Genomic DNA, 14,553 nt, shown 5'->3' on the forward strand with positions numbered 1-14,553 from the left:
CGGAACCGGGCGGGGTCGGCCGACCGGCGGGCGCTATGGAGGGGGCGGCCGCCGGTCGCGGCGGTACGGCGGCGGGGTGTCCGGAACCCGGGGCGGCGTGCGGACCGGGCGGGGCCGCGGCCGGTCGCGGCGGGGCGGAGGGGGTGGAGGCGGTGGGCCGGGCGCCCGGGCCTGCCGGGATGGACGTCGTACGGCGCGGCGCCCCGGTGCTGTCGGCCGGCGGGCTCGGGGCCGTGCCGGGGACGGGCGGGGCCGCCGGCGGACGCGGCGGGGCGGTGCGGCCGGCGTGGCCGGTGGTCGGCGTCGTGGGAGCCGTGGGAGACGGGGTCGGCGGAGCCGATGCGGCCGGTCCGGCCGACGGCTGCGCGGGGTGGGACGCGGCGGGCGCGTGCGCGGGGCGCGGGACACCCGGTGTGCGGGCGGCGCCCGGCATCGGCGGCGTGTGAGCGGCGCTCGGGACCGGCGGCGTGTGACCGGCACCGGAGACCGGCGCGGCGGGCGCGTGCGGGGCTCCCGGGGCACCTGGCGTATGAGCGGCGGCCGGGACCGGTGTGGTGGGTCGGCCCGGGGGGACGGGCGCCGCGGGGGCTCCGGCCTCGGGGCCCGGGGCCGTCGGCGTGGGCGGGAGCAGGGCGTCGGTGATCCGGGACGTGGGGTGGTGCGCGTCAGTGCTCATCCCCGTCCCCCTGGTCGTCCCGTTGTGATGCCTGCCCCGGCAATGCCCGCCACTCTACGGGCTGTTCCCGGCAGCACGGGAACTCAGGGGCTACCCACTCGTAAACCCGTCTGGCAAGCTCAGGCCATGACTCCCCGCGCCGCCGACCGGGCCCGGTACGACCGGGCCACCGCCCATCTCGACGCGCCTGTCGCCATCGTCGATCTGGAGGCGTTCGACGCCAACGCCGACGACCTCGTGCGGCGCGCCGGCGGCAAGCCGATCCGGGTGGCGAGCAAGTCCGTGCGGTGCCGGGCGCTCCTGGAGCGGGTGCTGGCGCGCGAGGGGTTCGCCGGGATCATGTCGTTCACGCTCGACGAGTCGCTGTGGCTGGCCCGGGCCGGGTTCGACGACGTCCTGCTGGCCTATCCCTCCGCCGACCGCGCCGCCTTCGGCGAACTGGCGGACGACCCCAAGCTGGCCGCCGCCGTGACCGTGATGGTCGACGACCCGGTGCAGCTGGACCTGATCGACGCGGCACGCGCGGGTGGCGGCGAGGAGATCCGGGTCTGCCTGGAGCTGGACACCTCGCTCCGGCTGCTCGGCGGCCGGGTGCGCGTCGGCGCGCTGCGCTCCCCGCTGCGCGAGCCCGCCCAACTCGCCGAGCTGGCCCGGTCCATCGCCCGCAGGCCGGGCTTCCGGCTCGTCGGGATCATGGCGTACGAGGGCCATGTCGCGGGCGTGGGGGACTCGGTCGCCGGGCGGCCGCTGCGCTCCCGGGCGATCCGGCTCATGCAGTCGGCCGCCCGCAAGGAGCTGGAGTCCCGGCGCGCGGCCGTGGTGCGTGCGGTGCGGGCGGTGGCGCCGGACCTGGAGTTCGTCAACGGTGGCGGTACGGGCAGCGTGCAGCACACGGCGGCCGAGGACGCGGTGACCGAGATCGCCGCCGGTTCGGGGCTCTTCGTGCCGCGTCTCTTCGACAACTACACCTCCTTCACCGGCCGGCCCGCGGCCCTGTTCGCGCAGCCCGTCGTACGCCGTCCGGGCGTGGGCGTGGTGACGGTGCTCGGCGGCGGCTACCCGGCGTCGGGCGCGGCGGGCGCGGACCGGCTGCCGGTCCCGTACCTCCCCGAGGGGCTGCGGTACGACCCCCAGGAGGGTCCCGGCGAGGTGCAGACGCCGCTGCTCGGCTCCCCCGCCGACGATCTCCTCATCGGGGACAAGGTGTGGTTCCGGCATGCGAAGGCCGGGGAGCTGTGCGAGCGGTTCGACGGCCTGCGGCTGATCGAGGGCGACCGGATCACGGCGACCGTTCCCACGTACCGGGGCGAGGGCCGCACGTTCCTCTGAGCGGCGGTCAGGAGCCGGGAGTGAGGGAGCTGCCCACTCCGCCGCCCGTCGTGCTGCCGATGGGCAGGATCCCCTTGGCGATCTCGTCCATCGTGGTGAGCGGCGGACCGTCGGCTCCCGCGTCGAAGGCGAAGCGCACGACGACCGGCGACTCGCTGCCCGTCGGTGAGGGGAAGACCAGCGACTGGACGTAGCCGCCGGGGCCCTTGCCGGTGGTGACCTGCCACCGGACCAGATAGCCGGTCCGTCCGGCGACGGCGGTGGGGCGGGCGGCGATCTGCTTGTGGGACCGGATGTCGCCGTACAGCCAGTTCCCGAAGACGTCCTCGCCGAAGTAGGCGGCCGCGGCCAGGGCGATGTCCTCCTTGGCCAGGGCCTCGGGGGTGGCGGCGTCGGTGCCCGACGCCGAGTGGGAGGACACCGTGCCGTGCCGGCACTGCCTGTTGGTGGCGCCGGGGCAGGGGTACTCGCCGACGGTCGTGACCGTCGGCGCGCCGCCCGAGTGGTACTCCGGCTTCTCCCAGCCCTTGACGACCGGGAGCGTGATCCCGTTGATCTGGTCGACGACCTTCGTGGGGTCCTCGGCGGGCGGGCCGCTGGAGGAGGTGGAGGGCGGCGCGGCGGTGGTCGTGGTCGGCGCGGGCGGGCCCGCCGTGACCGGGTCCGCTTCGTCACCGCCGACCAGGACGACGACTCCGGCGACGAGCGCGGCGACGACGGCCACCGCGCCGGCGCCGAGCGCGACGGCCCTGCCCCGCCCGCGGCCGGGCGCGGGCAGCGCGGCCATGGCCGTCGTGGGCGCCGACGCCTGCCGGGTGTGGGCGGTCCAGGTCGTGCCGTCCCACCAGCGTTCGACGGTGGGCGCGGACGGGTCCGGATACCAGCCGGGAGGGGTCGTCATGCTCATCCCGCAAGCCTAGGGGGCGGGTTCAGGAGCCGAACACGGAGTCCCGTTGGTCGGGCACGACGGTGCCGTCGGCGCGCCGCACGGGCTGTGCCTCGCCGTCGGGGGCGATGTAGCCGGTGGTGGCGCACGGGTAGGGGCTCGTCTTCTCCTTCTTCGGCTCGATGAACATGGGGTTCACGATCCAGCGGCCGTCGCTGTCGTCGTACGCGCGGCACATCAGCTCGTTCTTGTTGCGGTTGAGGACCAGGCGCAGTCCGGTCGCGTCGCGGAGGAAGGAGATGTCCGTGTCGGAGTCGCCGGCGGCGAACACCTGGCGGCGGGAGGCGGGCTGGATCCGCTCGGCGGCGGGTCCGCGTACCCCGAAGATCTCCTGGTTGATCCAGCAGCGCTTGCCGTCGATGTACGTGATCATGGTGTCCTCGCCGTCGCGGACGCCGCCGCAGCCCTTCAGTCGGGCGCCGAGCCGGCCGTGCTCGGTGGTGTTGCGGATGCCGATGGCGTGGGAGGGCGCGATGCCGACGCCCCGGGCCCAGACGTCGACGACCGGTTCGGGTGAGGCCGAGACGATCCATATGTCGAAGCCCGCCGCGCGGAGGGTACGGACGAGGTCGCGCTGCTGCTCGTAGTAGCGGACCCAGGCGGTGACCTCACCGCTGCCGACCCGCTGGGTGGTGCCGATCGGCGCGGCGAGGTTCTCGGCGCGGGCGGCCGCGGCGAAGGACTCGACCTGGCGGGTGGTCCAGCCGCGCAGGAGCTGGGCGAGCCAGGCGTACTGCGGTTCCATCCGGCGGTGGTCGAAGCCGGCGAACGCCTCGTCGCCGGTGGTGGTGGCGCCCTCCGTGTAGACGGAGAGGATCTCGTCGGCGCAGCGGGTGTCGGTGGCCGTGGGCAGGGTGCGGACGCCGGTGGGGCAGGCGGCGCGCAGGGCGGCGGCCGCGGGCCGGGTCAGGTGGCGGCTGGTGGTGGTCCAGTCGTCGTTCGCGGGCGGGCGGATGCGGCTGTTGCGCAGGAGCCAGTACATCGTGGCGTCGCCGACGTCGTTCTTGATGACGGTGTTGTCCCAGTCGAAGACGGCGACGGGCCGGTCGGCGCCCCGGTCCCCGCAGTGCGCGTCGACGAGTTCCTGCAGTCTCGCGCGGTTGTCGCCGTACCAGCCCTCGGAGACCCGCAGTGTGGGGCATGGGCCGGGTCTCGCGTGGGCGGGTGCGGCGGTGAGGAGGCCGGCGAGGGCGAGAACCGTGGCGGCCGTGGCGGTGATCCGGCGGAATCGGGGGTGCATGGGCGCGCTCCTGTCGGGGGTGTCCGGATGCACGGCAGCCGGGCGCCTTGCGACGCCCGGCTGCCGGGGTGGGGGGTGGGGGATGGTCTAAAGCGGAGTCACGTACGCGCCGGCGATTCCGCCGTCGACGAGGAAGTCGGTGGCGTTGATGAAGGAGGAGTCGTCGCTGGCGAGGAAGGCGACGGCGGCGGCGATCTCCTCGGCCTCGGCGAAGCGGCCGACGGGGATGTGGACGAGCCGGCGGGCGGCCCGCTCCGGGTCCTTGGCGAACAGCTCCTGGAGGAGCGGGGTGTTGACGGGTCCGGGGCACAGGGCGTTGACCCGGATGCCCTCACGGGCGAACTGGACGCCCAGTTCGCGGGACATGGCGAGCACGCCGCCCTTGGAGGCGGTGTACGAGATCTGGCTGGTGGCCGCGCCCATGATCGCGACGAAGGAGGCGGTGTTGATGATCGAGCCGCGGCCCTGGCGCCGCATGTAGGGCAGGGCGGCCTTGCAGCACAGGTAGACCGAGGTGAGGTTGACGTCCTGGACGCGCTTCCACGCCTCCAGGCCGGTGGTGAGGATGGAGTCGTCGTCCGGCGGGGAGATGCCGGCGTTGTTGAAGGCGATGTCGACGGAGCCGTAGGTATCGAAGGCGACCTTGAAGAGGTTCTCGACCTCCTCGGGGTCGGTGACGTTCACCTTCACGAACGTCCCGCCGACCTCCTCCGCGGCGGCCTTGCCCGCGGTCTCGTCGATGTCGCCGCAGACGACGTTCGCGCCCTCGGAGGCGAGGCGGCGGGCGGCGGCGAGGCCGATGCCGCTGCCGGCCCCGGTGATGACGGCGGTACGGCCGACCAGACGGCGGCAGACGATCTCTTCGGTGCTCATGCGGTTCAGGCCTCCGTGCTTTCCGTGCTGATGAAGACGTTCTTGGTCTCGGTGAAGGCGGTGAGGGCGTCGGGGCCGAGCTCCCGGCCGAGGCCGGACTGCTGGTAGCCGCCGAAGGGGGTCCAGTAGCGGACGCTGGAGTGGGAGTTGACGGAGAGGTTGCCGGCCCGGACGGCGCGCGAGACGCGCAGGGCGCGGCCCACGTCACGGGTCCAGATCGAGCCGGACAGGCCGTACTCGGTGGCGTTGGCGAGGCGTACGGCGTCGGCCTCGTCCTCGAAGGGGAGGACGACGGCGACCGGTCCGAAGACCTCCTCGACGGCGCAGGGGGCGTCCTCGGCGAGGCCGGTGAGGACGGTCGGGGGGAACCAGAAGCCGGGGCCCTCCGGGGCCTTGCCCCGGATGCCGGGGAGCGAGTCGGGGACGTACGCGCGGACGCGCTCCAGCTGGGCCCTGGAGATCAGGGGGCCCATCTGGGTCTTCTCGTCGGACGGGTCGCCGACGACGATCTCCTCGACGGCGGGCGTGAGCAGCTCCAGGAAGCGGTCGTACACGGAGCGCTGGACGAGGATGCGGGTGCGGGCGCAGCAGTCCTGGCCGCTGTTGTCGAGGAAGGACATCGGAGCCGCCGCCGCCGCTGCCGCCACGTCGGCGTCGGCGAAGACGATGTTGGGGCTCTTGCCGCCGAGTTCGAGCGTCACGCGCTTCACCTGGTCGGCGCACTTCGCCATGATGCTCTTCCCCACCCGCGTCGAGCCGGTGAAGACGATCTTGGCGATGCCGGGGTGTTCGACCAGTGCGTTCCCCGCGACGGCGCCCTCGCCCGGCAGGACCTGGAAGAGGCCCTCGGGGAGGCCGGCCTCCAGGGCGAGCTCGGCGAGTCGGAGCGCGGTGAGCGGGGTGGTCTCGGCGGGCTTCAGGATCACCGCGTTGCCGGCGGCGAGTGCCGGGGCGGTGGCCCAGGCGGCGATCGGCATGGGGAAGTTCCAGGGCGCGATCACCCCGACGACGCCGAGGGGTTCGAGGATCGTGATGTCGAGGCCGCCGGCGACGGGGATCTGGCGGCCGTTGAGCCGCTCCACTCCCCCGGCCGCGTAGTCGAGCAGGTCGCGGACGTTGCCCGCCTCCCAGCGCGCGTTGCCGAGGGTGTGGCCGGCCTCGCGCACTTCGAGGAGGGCGAGCTCCTCGACGTGGCTGTCGACGACGACGGCGAAGCGGCGCAGCAGCCGTGCCCGGTCGGCGGGGGCCGCCGCGGCCCAGCCGCGCTGGGCTTCGGCCGCTCGCGCGACGGCGGCGTCGACGTCGGCCGGTGTGGCGGCGGGGACGGTCGCGACGACCTCTTCGGTCGCCGGGTTGAGTACCTGGAGTTCCTGGAGCAACTCTTTCCTCACATGCGTTCGAAGGAGCGGCGCAGCTCCCAGTCGGTCACCGCGGCGTCGTAGGCGTCGAGTTCGACGCGGGCCATGTTGCGGTAGTGCGCGACGACCTCGTCCCCGAAGGCCGCCTTGGCGATCGGGCTGGTCTCCCAGAGCTCGGCGGCCTCGCGCAGGGTGGTGGGGACGTGGGCGTATTCGGCGGTGTAGGCGTTCCCGTCGCAGGCCGGGGGGAGTTCGAGACGCTGCTCGATGCCGTACAGGCCGGCGGCGACCAGGCCGGCGACGGCGAGGTGGGGGTTGACGTCGCCGCCCGGCAGGCGGTTCTCGAAGCGCATCGAGCGGCCGTGGCCGACGACGCGCAGGGAACAGGTGCGGTTGTCGACGCCCCAGGCGACGGCGGTGGGGGCGAAGGAGCCGGGCTGGAAGCGCTTGTAGGAGTTGATGTTGGGGGCGTAGAGGAGGGAGAAGTCGCGCAGGGCGGCGAGCTGTCCGGCGAGGAAGTGGCGCATGACGTCCGACATCCCGCCGGGTCCGTCGCCGGCCATGACGTTCGTGCCGTCGGCGTCCTGGAGCGAGAGGTGGATGTGGCAGGAGTTGCCCTCGCGCTCGTTGTACTTCGCCATGAAGGTCAGCGAGACGCCTTCCTGGGCGGCGATCTCCTTGGCGCCCGTCTTGTAGACGGCGTGCTGGTCACAGGTGACGAGGGCCTCGTCGTACTTGAAGGCGATCTCGTGCTGGCCGGGGTTGCACTCGCCCTTGGCCGACTCGACGGTCAGACCGGCGCCGGCCATCTCGTTGCGGATCCGGCGCAGGAGGGGTTCGATGCGGCCGGTGCCGAGGACGGAGTAGTCGATGTTGTACTGGTTGACGGGGGTCAGGTTCCGGTAGTTCGCGTCCCAGGCCTGTTCGTAGGTGTCCTTGAAGACGATGAACTCCAGCTCCGTGCCGACATGGGCGGTGTAGCCGTGCTCGGCGAGCCGTTCCAGCTGGCGGCGGAGGATCTGGCGGGGTGCGGCGACGACGGGCGAACCGTCGTTCCAGGCGAGGTCGGCGATCAGCATCGCCGTACCCTCGTTCCAGGGGACGCGGCGCAGGGTGGAGAGGTCGGGGTGCATGGCGAAGTCGCCGTAGCCGCGGTCCCAGGAGGACATCTCGTATCCGTCGACCGTGTTCATCTCGGTGTCGACGGCCAGGAGATAGTTACAGCCCTCGGTGCCGTGGTCGAGGACGTCGTCGAGGAAGAACGGTGCGGCGAACCGCTTGCCCTGGAGCCGCCCCTGCATGTCGGGGAAGGCCAGGACGACTGTGTCGATCTCACCGCTCTCGACGAGGGCACGGAGCTCCTCGACGGAGAGCGGGGCTTTGCGGTCTGCCACGGGATTACTCCTCCTTCGGCCAGCCGGAAGCCATAAGGTATTGCCGAAGACCATTGCTTGGGAAGGGGAAACCGCAACGTGGCGAAGATCGGCGAGGAGACGGACGCGGCGACGGCCGACGCGGCGCACACGCCGGACCGGCTGACGCCCGTGCTGCGGCCGGTGCGGGCGGGCAACGGCTTCGAGGAGGCGCTGGAGCAGATCCTCCAGGTCGTGCGGCTCGGCCTGGTGCCCGGCGGGGAGCGCCTGCCCGCCGAACGGGAGCTGGCCGACCGGATGGGGATCAGCCGGGTCACCCTGCGGGAGGTCCTGAAGGTGCTCCAGGAGCAGGGGCTCGTGGAGAGCCGGCGCGGACGGTACGGCGGAACGTTCGTGCTGCACCGGCCGCAGACGGCAGACGAGGACGAACTGCGCCGCCGGATCGCCACGATCGACGTCGAGGACACCCTGCGCTTCCGTGAGGTCCTGGAGGTGGGCGCGGCGGGGCTCTGCGCCGCGCACGGGCTGACGGACGAGGGCGCGGAGCGGCTCCGCGCGGCGCTGGCCGCCACGCACGACGCGCCGCTGGCGGAGTACCGGCGCCAGGACACCCTGTTCCACCTGACGCTGGCCGAGCTCTCGGGCTCCCCGACGCTGACCGCCCAGTACGCCGCCGTCCGCGCGACGGTCAACGACCTGCTGGACTGCATCCCCCTGCTCGTACGCAACCTGGAGCACTCCCAGCACCAGCACACCGCGGTCGTGGAGGCCGTCCTCGACGGCGACGCGGACGCGGCCCGCGAGGTCATGCGCGAACACTGCGGCGGTACGGCGGCGCTGCTGCGGGGCTTCCTGACGTGAGACCCCGGACCCCCGTAACCCGAAAGTAACGCACGGGGGTTGCGTTCCGGCCGACCCGGCGCAAAGGTATGGTCCCATTCCATTGGGCCCGACGCGGGAGCTGACGCTGCCATGACGCTCGAAGACACCACCGGGGACAAGACGGCACCTGACGACTACCTCGAACGCCGGGCCCTGCGCCGCGGCAGCGCCGGCTGGCTGCTGCTCACCGGACTCGGCGTGGCCTACGTCGTCTCCGGCGACTTCTCCGGCTGGAACATCGGCCTGTCCAAGGGCGGATTCGGCGGACTCGCCATCGCCACCGTGCTGATGGGCGCGATGTACGCCTGTCTCGTCTTCGCGCTCGCCGAGCTCTCCGCGATCCTGCCGACGGCGGGCGGCGGCTACGGTTTCGCGCGCCGGGCGCTCGGCACCTGGGGCGGCTTCCTCACCGGCACCGCGATCCTCATCGAGTACATCCTCGCTCCCGCCGCGATCTCCATCTTCATCGGCGACTACGTCGAGTCGCTCGGTCTGTTCGGCCTGGAGTCCGGCTGGCCCGTCTACCTCGCCTGCTTCGTGATCTTCATCGGGATCCATCTGTGGGGCGTGGGCGAGGCGCTGCGCTTCAGCCTGATCGTGACGGCGATCGCGGTCGCCGCCCTGGTCATCTTCGCGCTGGGCGCGCTCAGCGACTTCCACGTCGACGGGCTGAACGACATCCCGGTCGACACGGACGCGCTCGGCTCCAACTCCTGGCTGCCGTACGGTCTGCTCGGGATCTGGGCCGCGTTCCCCTTCGGCATGTGGTTCTTCCTCGGGGTCGAGGGGGTGCCCCTCGCCGCGGAGGAGGCCAAGGACCCGGTCCGCTCGATGCCCAAGGCGCTCGCGATCTCGATGGGCATCCTGGTGCTGCTCGCCGTGATGACCTTCTTCGCCTCGACCGGCGCCCGCGGCTCGGCCGCCATCCAGGAGGCGGGCAACCCGCTGGTCGTGGCGCTGCAGGGCGACGGGGACCCGACGATGCTCAGCCGCTTCGTGAACTACGCGGGCCTCGCCGGCCTGGTGGCCTCGTTCTTCTCGCTCATCTACGCCGGTTCCCGCCAGCTCTTCGCCCTGTCCAGGGCCGGCTACCTGCCCCGGTTCCTCTCCCTGACCAGCCGCCGCAAGTCGCCGTACCTGGGGCTGCTCATCCCGGGCGCGATCGGCTTCGCGCTCGCCGCGGGGACCGGCAACGGCGCCCGGATGCTGAACATCGCGGTGTTCGGCGCCACCATCTCGTACGCCCTGATGGCGCTCTCCCACATCGTCCTGCGCCGCCGCGAGCCGGAGCTGCACCGCCCGTACCGGACGCCGGGCGGGGTGGTGACCTCGTCCGTGGCCTTCGTCCTGGCCCTGTCGGCGCTGGTCGCGACCTTCCTGGTCGACAAGGACGCGGCGTTCATCGCGCTGGGGGTCTATGTGATCGCCCTCGCCTACTTCGCGTTCTACAGTCGGAAGCATCTGGTGGCCAAGGCGCCGGAGGAGGAGTTCGCGGCGCTGGCGGCGGCCGAGGCCGAACTCGAACGCGACTGACCACCACGCACGACGGAGGAGTCACACCGTGTCCAAGCCGCTCATCGGCGTCACGACCTATCTGGACCAGGCCCGCTGGGGGGTGTGGGACATGCCCGCCGCCCTGCTGCCGGCGCAGTACCCCCGGCTGGTCCGGGCGAGCGGTGGCCTCGCCGCGATGGTCCCGCCGGACGAGCCGTCGGCCGCGGCGGCGATGGTGGCCCGGCTCGACGGCCTGGTGGTCGCCGGCGGCGCGGACGTCGAACCGGTGCGGTACGGGGCACGGCCCGATCCCCGCACCGGCCCGCCCGCCCGGGCCAGGGACACGTGGGAGCTGGCCCTCGTGGAGGCCGCGCTGGCCTCGGGCACCCCGGTGCTCGGGATCTGCCGAGGCATGCAGCTGCTGAACGTGGCGCTGGGCGGCACCCTGGTCCAGCACCTGGACGGCCATGTGGAGGCGGTCGGCGTGATCGGCCGCCACACGGTGAAGCCGGTCCCGGGCACGCTGTACGCCTCGCTGGTCCCGGAGCCCGCGTCGGTGCCGACCTACCACCACCAGGCCGTGGACCGCCTGGGCGAGGGCCTGGCGCCCTCGGCGTACGCGGAGGACGGCACGACCGAGGCGATCGAACTGGCCGCCCCGGCCTGGGCCCTGGGCGTCCAGTGGCACCCGGAGATGGGCGAGGACCTCCGGGTGATGCGCGGCCTGATCGCGGCAGCGGCCGGCGCCCCGCACCACGCGCCCCGCGACCTGACGACGTCGACGACCTGACGTCTCGCCCCGACGAGAAGGAAGCCCGCGCCGCCCGGCCCACCCCGCCGGGCGGCGCGGCTGACTTCCCGCCCGGCGCGCCCTACCCCGACGGCCGCGCCCTGGTCAGCGACAACAGGTCCCGCGCCGGGCCCGTCGGCCGGTGACCGGTCGGCCAGACGGCGCGGAGGTCGCGGCGGAGCAGCACGCCCTCCACCGGGATCGCGACCAGGCGGCGCGAGGTCAGCTCCTCCGCGACGGCGAGCTCGCTCAGCACGGCGGGGCCCGCGGAGCTGACCGCCGCCGCCTTCACCGCCGTGGTGGAGGCGAGTTCGAGCAGTGGCTGCGCGAGGCCGCCGTGTCCGGAGAGCGCGGAGTCGAGGACCTGCCGGGTCCCCGAGCCCCGCTCGCGCAGGATCAGCGGCGTCGCCGCCAACTCCCCCGGGTCCAGCGGCCGACGACGGCGCGCCCACGCGTGGGACGGCGCGGCGACCACGAGCAGCCGGTCCCGGGCGACGACCGCCCCCTCCAGGCCGTCCGGCACCGCGAGCCCCTCCACGAACCCCAGGTCCGCCTCGTCCGCGAGCAGCCACTCCGCGACCGCCGCAGAATTCCCCGCCATCAGCGACACGGCGGTGTCCGGCCGGTCCGCGCGCAGCGCGATCAGCCAGCCCGGCAGCAGGTACTCGGCGATCGTCATCGACGCGGCCACCCGCAGCCGTGAGTCCCGCCGTCCCCGCAGCGCCTGCGCCCCCGCGTCGAACGCCTCCGCCGCCTCCACGATCCGCCGTGCCCAGTCGGTGACGAGCGCCCCGGCGTCCGTGAGGCGCGAACCGCGCGGCGACCGGTCCACCAGGGCCACCCCGAGCTGCCGCTCCATCGAGCGGATCCGGCTGCTCGCCGCGGGCTGCGTGATCCCCACCTCGCGGGCGGCCCGGCCCAGGCTGCCGTGCCGGGCGACCGCCAGGAGCAGTTCGAGCGCGCCCAGGTCGGGGACCCGGTGGGACAGGGGTGCGGTCTCGGTCGGCTCGCTGCTCATAAAGTCAGCTTATGACGTCATAGCGTCAAGATCCCTGGCCGGGCGCGCGCCACCGCGCGAGGGTGAGGCCATGGCAACCCTCGCAGCTTCCCGTCCGGTCCCCCGCGCCAGCACCCCCGGCGCGCGGGCGGCCGCGGTCCGTCACCTCGGCCCCAACTGGTACGCCTCGGTGATGGGCACCGCCATCGTCGCCAACGCGGGAGCGGCCCTTCCCGTGGACGTGCCCGGTCTGCGCACCGCCTGCGCGGCCGTCTGGGCGCTGTCCCTCGCGATGCTCCTCGTGCTCCTCGTCGCCCGCGCCACGCACTGGATCCACCACCGCGACCAAGCCAGGGAGCACCTCCTGGACCCGGCGGTGGCGCCGTTCTACGGCTGTCTGTCGATGGCGCTTCTCGCGGTCGGCGGCGGCGCTCTGATCGTCGGCCGGGACTGGGTGGGCCTGCCCGCCGCCGTGGCGATCGACACCGTCCTGTTCACCGCCGGATCGGTCGTCGGCCTGGCCGCCGCGGTCGCGATCCCGTACCTGATGGTGGTGCACCACACGATCGAGAGCGCGTCCCCGGTGTGGCTCCTCCCGGTCGTCGCCCCGATGGTCTCCGCCGCGCTCGGCCCGCTGCTCCTGCCGCACGTGCCGGCGGGCCAGGCGCAGCAGACGCTGCTGATCGCCTGCTACGCGATGTTCGGCATCAGCCTGCTGGCCACCCTCGTGATGCTGCCGCTGGTCTTCGGCAGGCTCGTCACCGGCGGCCCGCTGCCCCTCGCGCTCACCCCCACGCTCTTCCTGGTCCTGGGCCCGCTGGGCCAGTCGACCACCGCCGCGAACAAGTTCGCCGACGTCGCGCCCGGCGTGCTGCCCGACCCGTACGCCCACGGCTTCGCCGCCTTCGCCGTCCTCTACGGCGTCCCGGTGATGGGCTTCGCCCTGCTGTGGCTGGCGCTCGCCGGGGCGATGGTGCTCCGGGCCCGCCGGCGGGGCATGGGTTTCGCGATGACCTGGTGGGCCTTCACCTTCCCGGTCGGCACCTGCGTGACCGGCGCCGAGGGGCTGGCGCACCACACGGGCCTGGCCGCCTTCCGCTGGCTCGCGATCGCGCTGTACGTCTTCCTCGTCGCGGCCTGGCTGGTGGCCGGATTCCACACCCTGCGCGGGCTGTTCAGCGGAGCGCTGCTCGCAGCTCCCGGCCGAGGACCCGTGGCGCCTCGGCCAGTGACGGCCCGTACCAGGTGAGGTGACGCCCGCTGACGAGCGCGGCGGCGGTCCCGGGGAACGCCTCGGGGCCGTCGTCGGCCGTGAAGCGGTACGGCTCGTCGGGCAGGACGACCAGGTCGGCGCCGGCGGCCCGGAGTTCGTCGAGGGGGACGCGCGGATAGCGCTCGGCGTGACCGGCGTACAGCTGCCGGACGCCGAGGCGGGCCAGCAGGTCGCCGGCGAAGGTGTCCCGGCCGAGGACCATCCAGGGCCGGCGCCAGATCGGTACGACGGCGGTCAGCGGCTCGCCCGGCGGGTCCACCGCGGCCCACGCCTCCTCCGCCTCGTCCAGCCAGCGGGGCCGCTGGGGGACGCCGCAGGCCCGGAGCGTCCGGTCCAGCTCGCGGAACGCCTGGTCGAGCCCGCGCACCTCGGTGACCAGGACCTCCGTCCCGGCGGCGCGCAGCGCGGCCAGGTCGGGGGCGCGGTTCTCCTCCTCGTTGGCGATCACCAGGTCGGGGCGGAGGGCGGTGATCGCGTCGATGTCGGGGTTCTTCGTGCCGCCGATCCGCACGAGGTCGAGGTCCGCCGGGTGGTCGCACCAGTCGGTGGCGGCGACGAGCAGACCGGGCGCGGTGACGGCGACGGCCTCGGTCAGCGAGGGGACGAGGGAGACGACGCGGGCCCGCGCGCTCACACGGCCTCCCTCATGCGTCGTCGACCTCGATGTGTTCGGCGACGGCCACGACGAGAAGGCGCGTGCCGGACTCCGTGGCGCGCCAGCGGTGCCGTACGCCTCCGGAGAGGTACAGCGTGTCGCCGCGTTCGAGCCGGTACGCCCGGCCCTCCGCCTCGACCTCGGCGGCGCCGTCGGCGACGAAGAGCAACTCGTCGTTGCGGTGCTGGAATTCGCGTCCCGCGTCCCGCTCGCCGGTGAACTCCAGGGCGTGCAGCTGCTGCCGGCCGCGGATCAGGGACCGTACCCCCTCGGGCAGGTCGGGGCGGGCCCGCTCCTCGGCGCGCACGACGTCGACCGTGCGGGCGGACTCCGCGGCGGCCAGCAGTTCGGCGGCCGTGGTCTCCAGGGCTCCGGCGACGAGCTGGAGGGACCGCGTACTGGGGCGGGCCCGCTCGTTCTCGATCTGGCTGAGGAAGGGCACCGACAGGCCGCTGCGCGACGCGACGACGGCCAGGGTGAGCTTGAGAGCCCTGCGCCGCCTCTTGACGGCCGCGCCCACGCGCAGTGATTCCTTCTCGTCCATGACGGCTCCCTCCCTCTTCCCTCGCGCCTGCGTACTGGTCGGTTACCTGAACCTTACGCAGCTTTCGGGCAGGGTTTCGCGTCGTGGCGAAAAGGGGTGGCCGCCGAACACGATCGGCGACCA

At 73.6% G+C, this 14,553-nt stretch carries 14 protein-coding genes; 6 read left to right on the forward strand and 8 right to left on the reverse strand.

Going from position 1 to position 14,553, the window contains the following annotated elements:
- The first annotated feature begins 179 nt into the window (after window positions 1-179).
- Complete coding sequence (locus AB0D99_RS21265) at window positions 180-446, forward strand: hypothetical protein (RefSeq protein ID WP_362364165.1); 267 nt, start codon at window positions 180-182, stop codon at window positions 444-446.
- A 356-nt stretch (window positions 447-802) separates the two neighbouring features.
- Window positions 803-2,005 (forward strand): amino acid deaminase/aldolase, encoded by a 1,203-nt coding sequence (locus AB0D99_RS21270; protein WP_362364168.1) that lies wholly within the window; start codon window positions 803-805, stop codon window positions 2,003-2,005.
- 7 nt (window positions 2,006-2,012) lie between these two features.
- Here the strand turns inward: AB0D99_RS21270 and AB0D99_RS21275 are convergent, their stop codons facing one another.
- The 5 genes from AB0D99_RS21275 to AB0D99_RS21295 form a co-directional block, all read right to left on the reverse strand.
- Window positions 2,013-2,912: a DUF2510 domain-containing protein gene (locus AB0D99_RS21275; RefSeq protein WP_362364171.1), complete on the reverse strand. Its 900-nt coding sequence runs from the start codon at window positions 2,910-2,912 to the stop codon at window positions 2,013-2,015.
- A 22-nt stretch (window positions 2,913-2,934) separates the two neighbouring features.
- Window positions 2,935-4,191, reverse strand: a complete 1,257-nt coding sequence (locus AB0D99_RS21280) for a haloacid dehalogenase-like hydrolase (RefSeq protein ID WP_362364174.1) — start codon at window positions 4,189-4,191, stop codon at window positions 2,935-2,937.
- A gap of 87 nt (window positions 4,192-4,278) precedes the next feature.
- Window positions 4,279-5,064, reverse strand: coding sequence for a 3-oxoacyl-ACP reductase (locus AB0D99_RS21285; protein WP_362364177.1), 786 nt, complete (start codon window positions 5,062-5,064; stop codon window positions 4,279-4,281).
- 5 nt (window positions 5,065-5,069) lie between these two features.
- Complete coding sequence (locus AB0D99_RS21290; RefSeq protein ID WP_362364180.1) at window positions 5,070-6,443, reverse strand: aldehyde dehydrogenase family protein; 1,374 nt, start codon at window positions 6,441-6,443, stop codon at window positions 5,070-5,072.
- A gap of 8 nt (window positions 6,444-6,451) precedes the next feature.
- The gene (locus AB0D99_RS21295; protein ID WP_362364183.1) at window positions 6,452-7,816 is read right to left on the reverse strand and encodes a glutamine synthetase family protein; all 1,365 of its coding nucleotides are present in this window, start codon (window positions 7,814-7,816) and stop codon (window positions 6,452-6,454) included.
- Window positions 7,817-7,903: 87 nt separating this feature from the next.
- On the opposite strand from AB0D99_RS21295, the gene AB0D99_RS21300 reads away from it, so the two are divergent.
- The 3 genes from AB0D99_RS21300 to AB0D99_RS21310 all read left to right on the forward strand — a co-directional run bounded on the left by AB0D99_RS21300 (window position 7,904) and on the right by AB0D99_RS21310 (window position 10,961).
- Window positions 7,904-8,656, forward strand: coding sequence for an FCD domain-containing protein (locus tag AB0D99_RS21300; protein WP_362364334.1), 753 nt, complete (start codon window positions 7,904-7,906; stop codon window positions 8,654-8,656).
- Between the two features lie 111 nt (window positions 8,657-8,767).
- Window positions 8,768-10,210, forward strand: coding sequence for an ethanolamine permease (eat, locus tag AB0D99_RS21305; protein ID WP_362364186.1), 1,443 nt, complete (start codon window positions 8,768-8,770; stop codon window positions 10,208-10,210).
- A gap of 28 nt (window positions 10,211-10,238) precedes the next feature.
- Window positions 10,239-10,961: a gamma-glutamyl-gamma-aminobutyrate hydrolase family protein gene (locus tag AB0D99_RS21310; protein WP_362364189.1), complete on the forward strand. Its 723-nt coding sequence runs from the start codon at window positions 10,239-10,241 to the stop codon at window positions 10,959-10,961.
- Between the two features lie 82 nt (window positions 10,962-11,043).
- On the opposite strand, the gene AB0D99_RS21315 is transcribed toward AB0D99_RS21310, so the two are convergent.
- Window positions 11,044-11,979 carry a LysR family transcriptional regulator gene (locus AB0D99_RS21315; RefSeq protein ID WP_362364192.1) on the reverse strand — a complete coding sequence of 312 codons (936 nt, stop codon included), beginning with the start codon at window positions 11,977-11,979 and terminating at the stop codon, window positions 11,044-11,046.
- A gap of 70 nt (window positions 11,980-12,049) precedes the next feature.
- Between AB0D99_RS21315 and AB0D99_RS21320 the strand changes: the two genes are divergently transcribed.
- Window positions 12,050-13,207, forward strand: a complete 1,158-nt coding sequence (locus tag AB0D99_RS21320) for a TDT family transporter (RefSeq protein WP_362364195.1) — start codon at window positions 12,050-12,052, stop codon at window positions 13,205-13,207.
- Here AB0D99_RS21320 and AB0D99_RS21325 read toward each other — a convergent pair.
- Together AB0D99_RS21325 and AB0D99_RS21330 are read right to left on the reverse strand one after the other, a co-directional pair.
- Window positions 13,134-13,865 (reverse strand): helical backbone metal receptor, encoded by a 732-nt coding sequence (locus AB0D99_RS21325; protein ID WP_362364198.1) that lies wholly within the window; start codon window positions 13,863-13,865, stop codon window positions 13,134-13,136. The two genes, AB0D99_RS21320 and AB0D99_RS21325, sit on opposite strands and share 74 nt — an antisense overlap.
- A 10-nt stretch (window positions 13,866-13,875) precedes the next feature.
- The gene (locus AB0D99_RS21330; protein WP_362364201.1) at window positions 13,876-14,430 is read right to left on the reverse strand and encodes an XRE family transcriptional regulator; all 555 of its coding nucleotides are present in this window, start codon (window positions 14,428-14,430) and stop codon (window positions 13,876-13,878) included.
- Window positions 14,431-14,553 lie beyond the last annotated feature (123 nt).

Origin of the sequence: Streptomyces sp. NPDC047971, assembly GCF_040653355.1 — a bacterium.
Taxonomy (GTDB): domain Bacteria; phylum Actinomycetota; class Actinomycetes; order Streptomycetales; family Streptomycetaceae; genus Streptomyces.